Below are 16,262 nucleotides of genomic sequence, written 5' to 3'. Positions count from 1 at the left end.
GACGTTATGGCCATCCGTCGCATCCTCACCATCGATAACGCCGCCGATCTGGCGACCCTGAAGAAGATCTCCACCCCCGTGGAGGCCGTCACCGACGACCTGCGCGTGCTGATGGATGACATGCTCGAGACCATGTACGACGCCCCCGGCATCGGCCTGGCCGCCGTGCAGATCGGCGAGCCCGTGCGCGTGATCGTCATGGACCTGGCCCGCGAGGGCGAGGAGCCGGCCCCGCGCTTCTTCGTCAATCCCGAGCTGTTCGACCCGTCGGAAGAGCTGTTCGCCTACGAGGAAGGCTGCCTGTCGGTGCCGGAATATTACGACGCCGTCGAGCGTCCGGCGAAGATCAAGGTGCGCTACCTGAACTACCAGGGCGAGCAGGTCGAAGAAGAGGCCGAGGGTCTGTTCGCCGTCTGCATCCAGCACGAGATGGACCACCTGGAAGGCGTGCTGTTCATCGACCACCTGTCGCGCCTGCGCCGCGACCGGGCGATGGCCAAGGTCAAGAAGGCGCGCCGCGCGGCTTGATCGGCCTGACGTCTGAGTTTCGATGAAGAGCCCCGGTCCCAAAGGCCGGGGCTTTTTCTTTGATCCTCCCCCTCTGGGGGAGGTGGCCCGGAGGGCCGGAGGGGGGACGTTTTCAGCCGCCGCGGCGCCGGCCGGTTTCCGCGCTGCTTCCCTCTCCGTCGCCTACGGCGACACCTCTCCCTTCAGGGAGAGGGTCTTGCCCCCGCGGCTCTTCCCGCGCTAACCCGCATCCCCGATGCCCCAGAACGAGCCTCAGTCCGTCCGCACCGCCTATCGTGAGCGTCTCGCCGCCGGCGAGCTTCGTCCCGACGTCGCCCAGGCCGCCGCCATCGAGGCCCTGGCCCGGCTGGAAGCCGATCTCGACGGGGCCGGCGAGCCCAGCTTCTCGTTCTTCGGCCGCAAGCCCAAGAGCCAGCGCGGCCTCTACATCTGGGGACCGGTCGGGCGCGGCAAGTCGATGGTCATGGACCTGTTCTTCGACAGCGCCCCCGTGCACCGCAAGCGCCGGGTGCACTTCCACGTCTTCATGGCCGAGGTGCACGCCCACATCGACGCCTGGCGCAAGGGCGACGCTTCGGAGCGCAAGGCCCGCTTCGGCCGCCACAAGGGCGACGACCCGATCGCGCCGACGGCCGAGCTGATCGCCGACCAGGCCAGACTGCTATGCTTCGACGAGCTGCAGGTCACCGACATCGCCGACGCCATGATCCTGGGGCGGCTGTTCGAGGCGCTGTTCGCCGAAGGCGTCACGCTGGTCGCCACCTCAAACCGCCCGCCGGACGACCTCTACAAGGACGGCCTCAACCGCCAGCTCTTCACCCCCTTCATCGCCATGCTGAAGGAGAAGATGGAGGTGGTGGCCGTGCGCGGGCCGGTGGACTTCCGCCTCGATCGCCTGCGGGCCGGCCGCACCTGGCTGTCGCCGGTCGACAAGGCCACCGAGGCCGAGTTCGATGCGCTGTGGGCCGACATGCTGGACGGCGCCGAGGAGACCGGCGCGACGTTGGAGGTGATGGGCCGCAAGCTGCGCCTGCCGCGCGCCGCCGGCGGCCTGGTGCGCAGCTCGTTCGCCAGCCTGTGCCAGCAGGCGCTGGGGCCGCAGGACTATCTGGCCCTGGCCGCGCGCTTCCACACCATCTTCCTGGAAGACATTCCCCTTCTGGTTCCGGAGAAGCGCGACGCGGCCAAGCGCTTCAATACCCTGATCGACGCCCTCTACGAGGCCGACGCCAAGCTGGTGGCCCTGGCCGCCGGCGAGCCCGAGGCGCTGTATCCGGCCGGCGACGGTTCGTTCGAGTTCGAGCGCACGGTGTCGCGCCTGCAGGAGATGCGCTCGGCGGATTACGTGGCGCGGGTGCGGGATTAAACCCCTCTTCCTCCAAAAAACGCCCGTCATTCCCGCCCTTGTGGCGGGAACCCCTGGTTCCGCTCGCACGTGAGGCGCAAGCGGATCGCCAGCGATCCGCCCCCACCGCCCTTGTGGCCGACAGAGGGTTTCCCGCCACAAGGGCGGGAATGACGGGAGGTGGGGGCGAGGTTTCTAGAACACCCGATCCAGTGACACCGTGAACCGGCAGGCCAGCCCCGCCTGCGCGTAGTCGATCGCCACCTCGCCGCGCAGTTCGGCGCCGATGCTGCGTTCGATCAGGCGCGAGCCGAAGCCGCGGCGGGCGGGGGCGGTCACCTGTGGGCCGCCGGCCTCGCGCCATTCGAAGCGGAGCGTGCCCGGCGGCTCGACGCTCCAGCCCAGATGCAGCTGGCCGGCCTCGACGCTCAGCGCCCCGTACTTGGCGGCGTTGGTGGCCAGTTCGTGGAACACCATGCCCAGCGACAGGGCCACCCGGGCGGGCAGGTTGACGTCCGGTCCGTCCATGACGATGCGGGCCGCATCGTAGGGGGCCAGTTCCTGGGCCAGGATCGGGCGCAGGCCCGCCCCCGCCCACTGGCTGTCGGTCAGCGCGTTGTGGGTCTGGGACAGAGCCAGTAGCCGCGCCTCGAACGCCCGCACGAAGGCTTCGGGCTTCTCGACCCCGCGCAGGGTCTGGCGGGCGATGGCCTGGACGGTGGCCAGGGTGTTCTTGACCCGGTGGTTCAACTCGTCGAGCAGCAGGCGCTGCTGCTCGCCCGCCAGCACTTTGTCCGTGACGTCCGAGCCCTCGACCAGCACGCCCGAGACCGCGCCGTCGGCCTCGACGATCGGCTGGTAGATGAAGTCCAGAAAGCGGTCCTCCAGCGGACCGTCCGGGGTGCGCTGGAGGGCGACCTTGATCTCGCGGCCGACGAACGCCTCGCCCGACGCGCTGACCCGGTCGAGCAGGGCGATGAAGCCCTGTTCCACCACCTCGGGCAGGGCCTCGCGCAGCGGCAGGCCGACCACGTCGCGCCAGCCGATCAACTGGCTGTAGGCGTTGTTGACCAGGTCGATGCGATGGTCGGGGCCGCGCAGCACGGCCATGAAGCTGGGCGCCTGCATGAACAGGCGGCGCAGGTCGGCGCTGTGGGCCTCGGCGGCGCCGGCCCGCAGCAGCACGTCGTCCTGCAGCATGGTCATCTCGCCCCGCCCGAAGGCCACGTCCTTCAGCCGCTGGATGGCGGTGACGTCCTGGGTGTGCTGGACGATGTAGGCCGTGCGGCCGCCCGGGCCGGGAATCGGCGTGTGGGTCGCGCTCCAGATCCGGTCCTCGAAGCCGCCGCCCAGATGGGCCGGCCGCTCGATGGCGTAGGGGATCAGCGGCAGGTGGTCGACCTTGCCGCTGTCGCGGGCCCGGATCAGCGAGTCTTCCAGGCGCGTCCGCGACTCGCCCTCGCTGGGAAAGGCCTCGAAGACGTGCAGACCGGCGATGTCGTCCCAGTGGCGGCCGAGGGCGTCGAGATAGGCCTGGTTGGCCGCCACGTACCGCAGGTCGCGGTCGAGCATCATGTACGGGGTCGGCAGCCGATCGAACACGGCCTCGAAATCGATCGGCCCGGTCATTCGCTGAATGTCTTCCCCCACTGACAGGCAGCCATAACGCAAGCTTGGCTTGAGCGGTTCCTCCATTCACTCGCCAGGCGAATTGAGAACGTATCTCAAGTAATGGCCGTTTCGTTGACACCCCGGCGCTCGCGCTTAAAAGCGTCCCGCAACGCACAAATCCACAGGTTGGACGTAAAAATGACCGAGACCAGCCGGGGGCTCCCAGAGCGTCCGCTGTCGCCGCACCTCCAGGTCTGGCGCTGGCACATCACCATGGCGTGCTCGATCCTGCACCGCGCCAGCCTGTTCGCGCTGTACATCGGCGTCCTGCTGCTGGCGGGCTGGGCCCTGTCGCTGGCCTCGGGTCCCGACCACTACGCCTGCTACACGGGCCTGCTGGGCTCGCTGATCGGCAAGCTGCTGCTGTTCGGCATCACCGTCGCGGTCTTCTACAACGTCGGCTACATCGTCCGTCAGAGCTTCTGGGACCTGGGCAAGGGTTTCGCGCCCAAGACCGCCGACATGACCGGCCTGGCCGTGATCGCCTTCGCGATCGTCGCCGCCGCCGTCACCTGGATCATCGCCGCCGCGACCGGAGCGATCTGACCATGAGCACCTCCAACAGCCCCTTCCGCACCCCGCTGTCGCGCGCCCGCGGCCTGGGCGCCTCGCACCACGGCGTGGGCCACTTCATCTCCGAGCGCATCTCGGGCCTGGCCCTAGTGCCGCTGTTCATCTGGGGCGCCTTCGCGGGCATCCGCCTGGCCGGCGCCGACTTCGACACCGTCGCGGCCTGGGTGGCGATCCCGCTGAACGCCGTCCTCCTGTCGCTGCTCTTCGTGGCCCTGCTGGTCCACCTGAAGAACGCCATCCAACTGGTCATCGAAGACTATGTCGAAGCCTTCGCCCCCAAGGCGGCGCTGGTCATCGGCAACCTCTTCGTCTGCATTCTCGCCGGCGCCGTGGGGATCGTCTCGATCCTGAAGATCGCCTTCACCGGAGCCCTTTGATGTCGGCCTACACGTTCATCGACCACAAGTTCGACGTCGTCGTCGTGGGCGCCGGCGGCTCGGGCCTCCGCGCCGCGCTGGGCGCCGCGCAAGCCGGTCTCAAGACCGCCTGCATCACCAAGGTGTTCCCGACCCGCAGCCACACCGTGGCGGCCCAGGGCGGCATCTCGGCCTCGCTCGGCAACATGGGCCAGGACGACTGGCGCTGGCACATGTTCGACACCGTCAAGGGTTCGGACTGGCTGGGCGACCAGGACGCCATCGAGTACCTGACCCGCAACGCTCCGGCGGCGGTCTACGAACTCGAGCACTGGGGCGTGCCGTTCTCGCGCACGGCCGAGGGCAAGATCTACCAGCGCGCCTTCGGCGGCATGACCAAGAACTTCGGCGAAGGCCCGATCCAGCGCACCTGCGCCGCGGCCGACCGCACCGGTCACGCCATGCTGCACACGATGTACGGCCAGTCGCTGGCCCACGACACCGAGTTCTTCATCGAGTACTTCGCCCTCGACCTGATCATGGAAGACGGCGCCTGCCGCGGCGTGACCGCGTGGAAGCTCGACGACGGCACCCTGCACCGCTTCCAGGCCCAGACCGTGATCCTGGCCACCGGCGGCTACGGCCGGGCCTACTTCTCGGCCACCTCGGCCCACACCTGCACGGGCGACGGCAACGCCATGGCGCTGCGCGCCGGCCTGCCGCTGCAGGACATGGAATTCGTGCAGTTCCACCCCACCGGCATCTACGGCGCCGGCTGCCTGATCACCGAAGGCGCCCGCGGCGAAGGCGGCTACCTGACCAACTCGGAAGGCGAGCGCTTCATGGAGCGCTACGCCCCGTCGGTTAAGGACCTGGCGCCCCGCGACATGGTCAGCCGCGCGATGACCATCGAGATCCGTGAAGGTCGCGGCGTGGGCCCCAACAAGGACCACATCTTCCTGCACCTCGACCACCTGGATCCGAAGATCCTGGCCGAGCGCCTGCCGGGCATCTCGGAGACGGCGAAGGTGTTCGCCGGCGTCGACGTGACCAAGGCCCCGATCCCGGTGCTGCCGACCGTCCACTACAACATGGGCGGCATCCCGACGAACTACCACGGCGAAGTGGTGACCAAGGCCGGCGACAACCCCGACCAGGTGATCCCGGGCCTGATGGCCGTGGGCGAAGCCGCCTGCGTGTCGGTGCACGGCGCCAACCGCCTGGGTTCGAACTCGCTGATCGACCTGGTGGTGTTCGGCCGCGCGGCCGGCCTGCGCTGCGCCGAGGTCCTGACCCCCGGCGCCAAGCAGCCGGAACTGAAGGCCTCGCACACCGAGGCGCACGTCGCGCGCTTCGACCGCATCCGCAACGCCAACGGCTCGACCCCGACCGCCGAACTGCGCCTCGAAATGCAGAAGGCGATGCAGGAAGACGCCGCCGTGTTCCGCACCGGCGAGAGCCTGGACAGCGGCGTGGCCCGCCTGCAGGCCGTCTGGGACAAGAAGAACGACGTCAAGGTCTCCGACCGCGGCCTGGTGTGGAACACCGACCTGATGGAGACCCTGGAGTTCGACAACCTCATCGGCCAGGCGGTCGTGACGGTGAACGGCGCGGCCAACCGCACCGAGAGCCGCGGCGCCCACGCCCGCGAGGACTTCTCCGAGCGTAACGACACCGAGTGGATGAAGCACACCCTGGCCTGGCTCGACAACGAGACCGGCAAGGTGAAGATCGATTTCCGTCCGGTGCACAACTACACGATGTCGACCGACATCGATTACATCCCGCCGAAGCAACGGGTTTACTAAGGGAACGCAGATGGTCCAGCTCTCTCTTCCCAAGAACTCCCGCGTTCAGAGCGGCAAGCACTGGCCGGCCCCGGCCGGTTCGAAGAACGTGCGCACGTTCAAGGTCTACCGCTACGATCCCGAGACCGGGATGAACCCGCGGTGGGACACCTACGACGTCGACGTCGAGGCCTGCGGCCCGATGGTTCTCGACGCGCTGCTCTACATCAAGAACGTCATCGACCCGACCCTGGCCTTCCGCCGGTCGTGCCGCGAGGGCGTCTGCGGTTCGTGCGCGATGAACATCGGCGGCCGCAACACCCTGGCCTGCACCCACGGTCACGCCGAGACCCCGGGCAAGGCGGTGACGATCAGCCCGCTGCCGCACATGCCGGTGGTCAAGGACCTGATCCCCGACCTGACGCTGTTCTACGCCCAGTACGCCTCGGTCGAGCCGTGGCTGCACACCACGACCCCCGAGCCGCAGAAGGAATGGCGCCAGTCGCCTGAGGACCGCGAGAAGCTCGACGGTCTCTACGAGTGCATCCTCTGCGCCTGCTGCTCGACCTCGTGCCCGAGCTACTGGTGGAACGGCGAGAAGTATCTGGGCCCCGCGGCCCTGCTGCACGCCTACCGCTGGCTGATCGACAGCCGCGATGAAGCGACCGGCGACCGCCTCGACGACCTCGAGGACCCGTTCAAGCTCTATCGCTGCCACACGATCATGAACTGCGCCCAGGTCTGCCCGAAGGGGCTGAACCCGGCCAAGGCCATCGCCTCGATCAAGAAGATGCTGGTGGAGCGCGTGGTCTGACGACCGCGCCTTCGTCGCTCCTTTCGATGATCCGGAAGCCTCGCCGCCCTGCGGCGGGGCTTTCGCATATGGGGCGCATGAGGGGCTGGCTGTCCGCCTGCCGCACTTTCCGGACGGCGCTCTTCACGACGGCCTCCGTGCTGTCTATGGCTGGAGGCGGACATACCTTCGGCCCGGCTTGCAAAAGATGACGGGGTCGTCAATTTTGTCGTGCGGGAGGCAGACGCGTTGAGTGAAGCGGTCGTGAGCGATCCGAAAGCCAAGGTGGTGATCGTCGGTGCGGGCCATGCCGGCGGTTCGGCGGCGGCTTTCCTGCGTCAGTACGGGCACGAAGGCCCGATTGTGCTGATCGGCGAGGAGCCGCTGCTGCCCTACCAGCGCCCGCCGCTGAGCAAGGCCTGGCTGAAGGGCGAGGCCGACGCCGACTCCCTCGCGCTGAAACCCCAGGAATGGTACGCCGAGGCCAATGTCGCCCTGCGCCTGCAAGGCGTGGCGACCGGCCTCAACCGCGGCGACCGCACCGTGGCCCTCGCCTCGGGCGAGGTGATCTCCTACGACTTTCTGATCCTGGCCACCGGCGCCCGCGCCCGCGAGCTGCCGATCCCCGGCGCTGACCTTTCCGGCGTTCTGGCCCTGCGCACGGCGGCCGACGCCGAGGCCCTCAAGGCGGCGCTGGGTCCTGGCAAGCGCCTGGCCGTGGTCGGCGGCGGCTATGTCGGCCTGGAGGCGGCGGCCTCGGCCCGCGCCCTGGGCGCCGAGGCCACGATCATCGAGCGCGAGAGCCGGGTGCTGGCCCGCGTCGCCTGCGAGACCCTGTCGACCTTCTTCCAGGACTATCACGGCGCCCGGGGCGTCAAGTTCGAGCTCAACGCCAATGTCGAGGCCTTCGAGGGGCAGGACGGCCGCGTCACCGGCGTACGCCTGAAGGGCGGCGAGGTCGTGGCCTGCGACGCGGCCCTGGTGGGCGTCGGCGCCCATCCCAACGTCGAGCTGGCCCAGGACGCCGGCCTGGAGTGCACCGGCGGCATCGTCGTCGACCTGGAAGCCCGCACCAGCGACCCGCACGTCTTCGCCATCGGCGACGTCGCCCACCGGCCCCTGCCGATCTACGAACGCCAGTTCCGCCTGGAAAGCGTGCCCAACGCCCTGGAGCAGGCCAAGCAGGCCGCCGCCGCCATCGTCGGCCGCGCGGGGCCGCCGCCGGAACTGCCGTGGTTCTGGTCCGACCAGTACGACCTCAAGCTCCAGATCGCCGGCCTGCCGTTCGACGCCGACAGCACGATCGTGCGCGGCGACGTGGCCGCCGCCAAGTTCGCCGTCTTCCACCTCAAGGGCGACCTCGTCCAGGCCGTGGAAGCCGTCAACGCGCCGCCCGAGTTCATGGCCGGCAAACAATTGATCGCCAAGCGGACGCCCGTGTCTAAGACAAAGCTGGCGGATCCGGCGATATCCATGAAGGAAGTGGCGGCCTGAAAGCCGCCCTCTAACTACGCAGGGGAACCATGGCCAAGATCACCTACATCGAATTCGACGGGACCGAGCACGTCCTCGACGTCAAGCCGGGCCTGACGGTCATGGAAGGCGCCGTGAAGAACAACGTGCCGGGCATCGACGCCGACTGCGGCGGCGCCTGCGCCTGCGCCACCTGCCACATCTATGTGGACGACGCCTGGACCGACAAGACCGGCGACAAGTCGGCCATGGAGGAGTCGATGCTCGACTTCGCCGAGAACGTCGAGCCCAACAGCCGCCTGTCCTGCCAGATCAAGGTCAGCGACGCCCTCGACGGCCTGGTCGTGCGCCTGCCGGAAAGCCAGCACTGAGCCTGGTCGCGGCCCGGTTGCGGATTGGCGTCGGGTCGCGGTAGGGTCGGGTCATGGATCAAGCTGATCGCCCACCCCTGGACCACGTGTTCGCCGGACTGCTGAACGGCGTGGCGGTGTCGACGATCGGCGCCGCCGTGCCCGCCTTCTTCGCGTGGGGCGGGATCACCCATTACGACGGGCATGTCCCGTCGTTTCAGGTCAGCGAGCTGCTGGCCGAGCCTTCCGACACGATCATCGCGATGGTCCTGCTGCTGGCGAGCGTTCGCGCCCTGATCTTCGGCGTCGGCCTGATCGCGCGGAACGTCGCGCTGTTGCGCGCGCGCCGCGCGGCGTAGGGGCGCGAGCGCCCCTAGTTATAGACCGCCTGATAGGTCACGCCCTGGGCGTCGCGGCCCAGCGGCACCAGGAACATGTCCACCTCGCCCTGGACGGCGTTGCGCACCCGGTAGATTGCCTGGGGCAGCACGTGCTGCACGTTCGACTTGAAGACCAGGCTGAACGGCGCGCGCTGCGAGTTGGGGTCGTGCCCCTTCAGCGGCTGGATGTCGATCAGGGTCAGGTGCATCGACCCGCCGGCGACCAGCAGCTCGTAGGTCGTGTTGGCCTGGGCGCCGAAGCTCTGCATCTGAAGCAACTGCATGGTCTTTATTCCCCCTCTACCAGCGGCGCGGCGTCGACCGTCCAGCGCGCATCCGGAACCGGGCTGCACTTTGGCGCGCGACCGCGAACCGCGCAACCGCCGAGCTTTGTGCAAATGCGCACGGTAGCCCAAAGCCCACGGGGCGAAGCCGGTATTGGAACCTGGAAAAGGGAGAAAGTGGTGCCGCCTAGGTGACTCGAACACCTGACCTACGCATTACGAATGCGCCGCTCTACCGGCTGAGCTAAGGCGGCCCACGGCCCGTCGGCGAGATTCGCCGGGCGGAGGGAGCGCCTATTTAGCGGGGCGCGGGCCGCTTGCCAAGCGCCGTCGTGCGCCTGTGTTGCGACGGGGCGCGGGAGCCGGGCCGGGCGTGTCCGGCGAGGGCGGACCGTCGAGGTCGCCATGGTCGTCGAGGGGGGAGGCGTCCGGGAACGGGATCAGGGCGCCGCCGGTCTCGGCCGCGTGCACGAAGGCGGTGGATTCGGCGTAGGCCGACTGTCCGTAGGCCGAGGGCAGCTCGGGCAGGTCGCTCATCGTGCGCTCGCGGCGCTCGAATCGCGGATGCACCAGCTCGCCCGTCTCGGCGTAGCTGGCGGCCAGGCGGGCCCAGTCCTCGCGGCCATAGGCGAAGGCCTGGCCCTCGGGGTCGAGGTCGCTCCAGTCCGGCTCCTGGGGGGCGGCGACGCCGCGGGCGACCCAGGCGCGGGCCTCGTCGGGCTCGCCATTGGCGAAGGCGACCCGGGCCATCAGCCCGGCCAGGCGGGCGGTCGGGACCGGCTCTTCCGGCAGCAGGCGGGCGGCGGCGCGGGCGGCGGCGGGATCGCCGGCGACCAGGGCGCTCTCGACCTTGAGGATGCGGCTTTCGCGGGCCTCGGGCTTCAGCTGGGCCAGGGCCGACAGGCGCGCGGCGCGGGCCTTGGGCGTCTCGCTGGTCTTGAGGTCGCGATAGGCCAGCCACAGGGCCGGGTGGGGCGCGCCCTTCCAGGCGGCCTCGATCAGGGTTCCGGCCTTGGCGGCCTTGCCGTCGGCGGCCAGCAGGCGAGCGGCCATGACCACGCCGGGGGCGAAGTCGGGCTTCAGTTTCACCGACTGCAGGGCGAAGTCGAGGGCCTGCGACAGGCTCTTGGGCTCGTCGGACTCCTCGAGACTGGCGGCGGAGGCGGCCAGCAGGGCGGCGCGGGCGCGCTCGGCGACGGCCGGCGAGACGATCTTGCGCTCCTGGCCGCCCTGGACCAGTTGCAGGGCCGCGGCCCAGTCGCCGGCTTCCAGGCGGGCTTCCAGCAGGGCGCGCCAGGCCCACAGGGCCGACCGGGCCAGGCCATAGGCGGTCTCGGCGTGACGCAGGGCCAGCTGGCGGTCGCCTTCGGCCAAGGCCAGCTGCATCAGGCCGCGCAGGCCGGCCAGGCGCATCTCGGGAAAGCCCAGCATGGCGTTCCAGGCCTGGCGGGCGGCGACGTTGTCGCCCGCGGCTTCCGCCGCCTGGGCGGCCAGCACGCGGACCAGGGCCGGGGCGTCGTCATTGAGGTCGGCGGCCTTCTGGGCCAGGCGTCGGGCTTCGGAGCCGTCGCCGGCGGCCACGGCCAGAAAGCCGCGCGACAGGGCTTCGGTCGCCTGCTTGCGGCGGGCCTCGGCGCGGGCGCGGGCGGCGCGCTTGGGGGCCTCGATGATCCACAGCAGGCCGCGCCACAGGGCGGCGGCGACCAGGGCCAGCAGCAGGGTCAGCAGGGCGGCGGCGGCGGCCGTCATCTCGACCCGCCAGCCCAGCCACTCCAGGCTGGCCGCGCCCGGCTCGCCGGTCAGCGAGACCACGACCACGGCGACGACGGCGATGACGACCAGGGCGAAGAGGGCGCGGATCATTGAGCGCCCCCCGGAGCCGGGCCTGCCAGGCGGGCGTCGGCCTGGCTGCGCTGCACCTGGACGAGGCCGGCCAGGGCCTGGTCGCGGACCGAGGCGACCAGGCGGTCGATCTCGGCCCGGCGCTCGGCCTCGGCCCGCCAGGCGGCGAGGGCGGGGCGGGCGCTGGCCGGCAGGGCGTCGAGCAGGCGCAGGGCGCCGCTCACGTCGCCGGCGTCGAGCCGGGCCTGGGCGCGAGCCAGCAGGGCGTCGGGACCGCCGCCCGTCGTCGCGCCGACCTGGCGGATGGTGACGACGCGCGACAGGGCGTGGCCCAGGCGGGCCAGGGCGCCGGCGTCGGGGCCGGGATCGTGGGCGGCGACCGAGACGCTGCCGGCCAGGTCGTCGAAGCTGGCGGCCAGGCCCGCCACGGTGGGCGCGCCGGCCCTGGCCAGGCGTTCGAGGGCGCGGACCTCCGACGACATCGGCAGCACCCGCTCAAGGCTGGCCACGGCGTCGGCGAACGGTTCGCTGCCCTGGGCGGCCTCGGCCAGGCTGGCGGCGGCCAGGGCCCCGGCGGCGGCGTCCAGCGTGCGCTGCTGACCCGATTCGAGCAGGGCGATGCGGCCCTCCAGCCGGCCGATCTCGGCCGAGGGGGCGGGGGCTTCGGGCGTGGTCGCGACGACGGGCACCGACGAGGACGAGGCGGCGAAGCCGCCGGCGATCGGCGCGGGGGCGGCGGGGGCTTCCGGGGTTGCGCCCGGCTTGGAGAACCAGGTCGGGCCGAAATGGGCGATGGCCGCGCCGGCCCCGACGCAGACGACGCACAGCCCGATCATCGTCCAGAACATGGGGCCGAGCAGGGGCTTCCTGGCGTAGAGGGCCGGGTCGCTGGGGGCGGCGATTTCGGCGGGATCGGGCGCGGCGTTCATGCCCCCATTCGTGCCTTACGCGCGGTTTGCGTGCAACTTCGCCTTAGAGGAGGAGCAGTTCGAGCAATGCTGTTTCGCTGGGGCGCGGCGCGGCGGCCACAGGACCCAGCCGTCCGTCGGCGGACAGAGGCGCCAGCGGCGCGGCGACGGCGGGTGACAGGCAGAGGGCGCGCAGGGCCGGGGCGGGGCGCTCGGCCAACAGCGCGGCCAGGGCGTGAGCGGCCTTGGGCGAGTGCAGCAGCACGGCGTGCAGGTCGTCCAGCACGGCCAGGGTTTCGGCCGAAGGCGCGCGGACGAGGCTCTCGTAGACGGCGACGGTCCGGGCCTCGATTCCCGCGCGGGCCAGGGGCGAGAGGAGGTCGCCGGCCGGCTCGGCGGCGGCCGCATGCAGCACGGCGCCGCCAATGGCCCGGGCCGAGATCAGAGCGGCCAGGTCGGCGACGTCGCCCTGCGCCGATTCGATGGTGGAGAAGCCGGCCTCGGCGGCGGCGTGGGCGGTGGCCTCGCCCACCGCGAACACCGGCAGGCGCCGCTCGCCGCAGGTTCGGGCGAAGGCGGCGACGCCGTTGCGGCTGGTGAAGGCCAGGGCGCCGACGCCGGCCAGATCGGCCGTCCACGGCAGGTCGCGGATCTCCAGCAGGGGGTCGATCAAAGGATCGAAGCCCAGGGCCGAAAGACGCGCGGCGGTGGCCTCGGCGCCGGGGCGGGCGCGGGTGATCCAGACGCGGGGTGCGCCCGTCGTCATTCGCTCGGCGCGATGATGGCGTCGCCGCCCTCGGCCTTGACGACCGCGCCCAGCTCCAGGCCCAGCGCCCGGGCCTGGCCCTCGTCGTCGGCCCCGGCCAGCGTGATCTCGCCCTCGTGGCGGATGCGGACGACGCCGTCGGGGCTGAGGGCCTCGACGATCAGGTGTAGGCGCGAACCGTCCAGACGGGCGTGGGCGCCGACGGCCGTGCGGCACGAGCCTTCCAGGGCGTAGAGGGCGCCGCGCTCGGCGGCCACGGCCAGGGTGGTGGTGCGGCAGGCGATGGCCTGCAGCCAGGGCAGGCCGGCGTCTTCCGCGCGGCTCTCGATCGCCAGGGCGCCTTGGCCCGGGGCGGGAGGCGCGGCGATCGGATCGAGCCAGCTCTGCGGAATGTGGCCCAGACCCAGGCGGTTCAGCCCCGACTGGGCCAGCAGGATGGCGTCGGCCTCGCCGCGCTCCAGCTTGGCCAGGCGGGTGTCGACATTGCCGCGCAGCATGACGATCTCGAGGTCGGGCCGCACGTGCAGGGCCTGGGCCTGGCGACGCAAGCTGGCGGTGCCCAGGCGCGCGCCCTGGGGCAGGTCTTCCAGCCGCTGGGCCTTGTGGCTGATGAAGGCGTCGCGGACGTCTTCGCGCTCGGGCGTCGCGGCCAGCACCAGGCCCGGCGGCAGCACGGCCGGCATGTCCTTCAGCGAATGCACCGCGCAATCGATGCGGCCGTCGAGCAGGGCCTCCTCGATCTCCTTGGTGAACAGGCCCTTGCCGCCGATCTCCATGAGCCGGCGGTCCTGGATGCGGTCGCCGCTGGTGACGATCGGGATAAGCTGGGCATAGGTCGCGATCTCTTCCGGACCGGCGCCTTCGGGGGCGCCGAGGGCTCGGGCGATCCGCGCCTGCATGTGGCCGGACTGGGCCAGCGACAGCTTGGAGCCGCGCGCGCCGATGCGGATGGGTTGCCGGGACACGGTCTGGACGTTACCTGCTCAAGCGAAACAACTGCCTTCGCTGCTACAGGAGCGGCGGGAACCCCGCAACCGAATGACAACCCTTACGAACTCGGGCCTGGACAAGGGTCTCACCATCCTCGGGCTGGAGACCAGCTGCGACGAGACCGCCGCGTCCGTCGTGCGGCGGGACGCCGACGGCCGCGTGGAGGTGCTGTCCTCGATCGTCGGCACCCAGTTCGAGCAGCATGCCCCGTTCGGCGGGGTGGTGCCCGAGATCGCCGCCCGCGCCCATGTGGAGGTCATCGATAGCGTCGCCGCCCAGGCCATGCGCGCGGCGGGCATCGGCTATGACGCGCTCGACGGCGTGGCGGCCACGGCCGGCCCCGGTCTGGTCGGCGGTGTGATGGTCGGCCTGGCGTTCGGCAAGGCGGTGGCCCTGGCCCGCGACCTGCCGCTGGTGGCGGTCAACCACCTGGAGGGCCACGCGGTCTCGGCGCGGCTGGGGGCCGAGATCGCCTACCCGTTCCTGCTGCTGCTGGTCTCCGGGGGGCACTGCCAACTTCTCGAAGTCGGCGGGGTGGGCGCCTGCAAGCGCCTGGGCACCACCATCGACGACGCGGCCGGCGAGGCCTTCGACAAGATCGCCAAGAGCCTCGGTTTGCCCTATCCGGGCGGTCCGGCCCTGGAAAAGCTGGCCAAGACCGGTGACGGCTCCAAGTACGAGCTGCCGCGTGCCCTGCTGGGCCGCAAGGACTGCGACTTCTCGTTCTCGGGCCTGAAGACCGCCGCCGCCCGCATCGCCGTGACCCTGACGACGGATCGGGAGCGCGCCGATCTGGCCGCCGCCGTGCAGTTCGCCATCGCTCGCCAGCTGTCCGAACGCACCGACCGGGCCATGAAGCTCTATGCCGAAGGTCACGACGCCGGCGAGCGCCGCTTCGTCGTGGCCGGCGGGGTGGCCGCCAACGGCGCGGTGCGCGCGGCCCTGCTGAAGGTGTGCGAGGACAACGGCTTTTCCTTCGACGCCCCGCCGCTGGCCTATTGCACCGACAACGCCGCCATGATCGCCCTGGCTGGAGCCGAGCGTCTGGCGGCCGGAATTTCCGATGATCTGGACGCCGTCGCGCGTCCTCGCTGGCCCCTCGACGAGGCGGCGGCGTTATCCAATCCGAGCAACAGTTTCGGTCGAAAGGGAGCCAAGGCATGAGCTTCAAGCACGCGGGCGTCGTCGGCGCCGGGGCGTGGGGCACGGCCCTGGCCCAGGTCGCGGCGCGCGCCGGTCTCCAGGTGACCTTGCAGGCCCGCGAGCCCGAGGTCGTCGCCTCGATCGCCGACAAGCGTGAGAACACGATGTTCCTGGCGGGCGTCGCGCTGGAGCCGGCGATCACCGCCGTCTCCGACATGGCCGCCCTGGCGGACTGCGACCTGATCCTGGCCGTGCCGCCGGCCCAGCACCTGCGCTCGGCCATGGCCGCTCTCAAGCCGCACCTGAAGCCCGGCGTTCCGGTGGTGCTGTGCTCCAAGGGCGTCGAGCAGGGCTCGCTGAAGCTGATGACCGACGTGGCCGCCGAGACCCTGCCGGGCGTGGCCATCGCCGTGTTGTCGGGTCCCAGCTTCGCCGGCGAGGTCGCGCGCGGCCTGCCCGCCGCCGCCACCCTGGCCTGCGAGGACGAGGCCCTGGGCAAGGCCATCGTCGAGGCCATCGCCATCCCGACCTTCCGCCCCTACTGGGCCGCCGACGTGATCGGGGCCGAGGCCGGCGGGGCGGTGAAGAACGTCCTGGCCATCGCCTGCGGCATTTCCGAGGGCAAGGGCCTGGGCCGCAACGCCCACGCCGCCCTGATCACCCGCGGCTTCGCCGAGCTTACCCGCCTGGCCCTGGCCCTCGGCGGCAAGGCCGAGACGGTCGCCGGCCTCTGCGGCCTGGGCGACCTGGTGCTCACCTGCTCGTCCAGCCAGTCGCGCAACATGACGGTGGGCCTGGCGCTCGGCCAGGGCCAGACCCTGGAACAGGCCCTGGCCGGCAAGGTCAGCGTCGCCGAAGGCGTCGCCTCGGCTCCGGCCGTTCGGGCGCTGGCCCGAAGCTTAAGCGTCGAGACCCCGATCTGCGAAGCCGTCGCCGCCATCCTGGCCGGCGAGGTCGACGTCGACAGCGCCATCCTGGGGCTGCTCTCCCGCCCGCTGAAGGCGGAAGGGTAAGGGAAACAAGATCCTCCCCCTCTGGGGGAGGTGGCGCGTAGCGCCGGAGGGGGGACGGTT

17 protein-coding genes and 1 tRNA gene are annotated in these 16,262 nt (G+C 70.9%); 11 read left to right on the top strand and 7 right to left on the bottom strand.

The genetic code is table 11. The annotated features are described in order from the left end of the window. Positions 1-6: 6 nt before the first annotated feature. Together def and zapE are read left to right on the top strand one after the other, a co-directional pair. Positions 7-528 carry a peptide deformylase gene (def, locus tag AC07NS_RS03640; protein WP_494601521.1) on the top strand — a complete coding sequence of 174 codons (522 nt, stop codon included), beginning with the start codon at positions 7-9 and terminating at the stop codon, positions 526-528. A gap of 235 nt (positions 529-763) precedes the next feature. Further along, on the top strand, positions 764-1,894 hold the full coding sequence (gene zapE / locus AC07NS_RS03635) for a cell division protein ZapE (protein ID WP_494601520.1): 1,131 nt from the start codon (positions 764-766) through the stop codon (positions 1,892-1,894). A 174-nt stretch (positions 1,895-2,068) separates the two neighbouring features. Here zapE and AC07NS_RS03630 read toward each other — a convergent pair whose 3' ends face one another. After that, the gene (locus AC07NS_RS03630) at positions 2,069-3,502 is read right to left on the bottom strand and encodes a sensor histidine kinase (protein ID WP_494601518.1); all 1,434 of its coding nucleotides are present in this window, start codon (positions 3,500-3,502) and stop codon (positions 2,069-2,071) included. A gap of 180 nt (positions 3,503-3,682) precedes the next feature. Here AC07NS_RS03630 and sdhC point away from each other — a divergent pair, with 180 nt between their 5' ends. The 7 genes from sdhC (at position 3,683) to AC07NS_RS03595 (ending at position 9,235) form a co-directional block, all read left to right on the top strand. Further along, positions 3,683-4,090 (top strand): succinate dehydrogenase, cytochrome b556 subunit, encoded by a 408-nt coding sequence (sdhC, locus tag AC07NS_RS03625; RefSeq protein WP_494601517.1) that lies wholly within the window; start codon positions 3,683-3,685, stop codon positions 4,088-4,090. 2 nt (positions 4,091-4,092) lie between these two features. Next, entirely contained in the window at positions 4,093-4,494 is a 402-nt protein-coding gene (gene sdhD, locus AC07NS_RS03620; protein ID WP_494601515.1) for a succinate dehydrogenase, hydrophobic membrane anchor protein, read from the top strand. Beyond that, on the top strand, positions 4,494-6,281 hold the full coding sequence (gene sdhA, locus AC07NS_RS03615) for a succinate dehydrogenase flavoprotein subunit (protein WP_494601514.1): 1,788 nt from the start codon (positions 4,494-4,496) through the stop codon (positions 6,279-6,281). The genes sdhD and sdhA overlap by 1 nt, the downstream gene beginning before the upstream one ends. Before the next feature lie 10 nt (positions 6,282-6,291). Continuing rightward, positions 6,292-7,074 carry a succinate dehydrogenase iron-sulfur subunit gene (locus tag AC07NS_RS03610; RefSeq protein ID WP_494601513.1) on the top strand — a complete coding sequence of 261 codons (783 nt, stop codon included), beginning with the start codon at positions 6,292-6,294 and terminating at the stop codon, positions 7,072-7,074. A gap of 243 nt (positions 7,075-7,317) precedes the next feature. Next, positions 7,318-8,547, top strand: coding sequence for an NAD(P)/FAD-dependent oxidoreductase (locus AC07NS_RS03605; protein WP_494601512.1), 1,230 nt, complete (start codon positions 7,318-7,320; stop codon positions 8,545-8,547). 29 nt (positions 8,548-8,576) lie between these two features. Then, on the top strand, positions 8,577-8,897 hold the full coding sequence (locus tag AC07NS_RS03600; RefSeq protein WP_494601510.1) for a 2Fe-2S iron-sulfur cluster-binding protein: 321 nt from the start codon (positions 8,577-8,579) through the stop codon (positions 8,895-8,897). Between the two features lie 53 nt (positions 8,898-8,950). Further along, on the top strand, positions 8,951-9,235 hold the full coding sequence (locus AC07NS_RS03595) for a hypothetical protein (protein WP_494601508.1): 285 nt from the start codon (positions 8,951-8,953) through the stop codon (positions 9,233-9,235). A gap of 14 nt (positions 9,236-9,249) precedes the next feature. On the opposite strand, the gene AC07NS_RS03590 is transcribed toward AC07NS_RS03595, so the two are convergent. From AC07NS_RS03590 to hemC, 6 genes are all read right to left on the bottom strand, one after another. Further along, a complete protein-coding gene (locus AC07NS_RS03590) occupies positions 9,250-9,540 on the bottom strand; it encodes a DUF6916 family protein (RefSeq protein WP_494601506.1) in 291 nt (96 codons plus the stop codon). Between the two features lie 178 nt (positions 9,541-9,718). Continuing rightward, a tRNA-Thr gene (locus AC07NS_RS03585) sits at positions 9,719-9,794 on the bottom strand. Positions 9,795-9,834: 40 nt separating this feature from the next. Then, entirely contained in the window at positions 9,835-11,403 is a 1,569-nt protein-coding gene (locus tag AC07NS_RS03580) for a heme biosynthesis HemY N-terminal domain-containing protein (protein WP_494601504.1), read from the bottom strand. Next, on the bottom strand, positions 11,400-12,311 hold the full coding sequence (locus AC07NS_RS03575) for a COG4223 family protein (protein ID WP_494601502.1): 912 nt from the start codon (positions 12,309-12,311) through the stop codon (positions 11,400-11,402). The genes AC07NS_RS03580 and AC07NS_RS03575 overlap by 4 nt, the downstream gene beginning before the upstream one ends. 43 nt (positions 12,312-12,354) lie before the next feature. Beyond that, positions 12,355-13,056 (bottom strand): uroporphyrinogen-III synthase, encoded by a 702-nt coding sequence (locus AC07NS_RS03570; protein WP_494601500.1) that lies wholly within the window; start codon positions 13,054-13,056, stop codon positions 12,355-12,357. After that, positions 13,053-14,021, bottom strand: a complete 969-nt coding sequence (gene hemC / locus AC07NS_RS03565; RefSeq protein ID WP_494601498.1) for a hydroxymethylbilane synthase — start codon at positions 14,019-14,021, stop codon at positions 13,053-13,055. The genes AC07NS_RS03570 and hemC overlap by 4 nt, the downstream gene beginning before the upstream one ends. A 73-nt stretch (positions 14,022-14,094) precedes the next feature. Here hemC and tsaD point away from each other — a divergent pair, with 73 nt between their 5' ends. Next, positions 14,095-15,210: a tRNA (adenosine(37)-N6)-threonylcarbamoyltransferase complex transferase subunit TsaD gene (gene tsaD / locus AC07NS_RS03560; protein ID WP_494601496.1), complete on the top strand. Its 1,116-nt coding sequence runs from the start codon at positions 14,095-14,097 to the stop codon at positions 15,208-15,210. Beyond that, positions 15,207-16,202: an NAD(P)H-dependent glycerol-3-phosphate dehydrogenase gene (locus AC07NS_RS03555; RefSeq protein ID WP_494601494.1), complete on the top strand. Its 996-nt coding sequence runs from the start codon at positions 15,207-15,209 to the stop codon at positions 16,200-16,202. Before tsaD ends, AC07NS_RS03555 begins: the two co-directional genes overlap by 4 nt. Positions 16,203-16,262 lie beyond the last annotated feature (60 nt).

The organism is Caulobacter sp. GW821-FHT10A10 (assembly GCF_059415745.1).
Note: the sequence above shows the minus strand (reverse complement) of the source record. Positions and strands in the feature narration are given on the sequence as shown.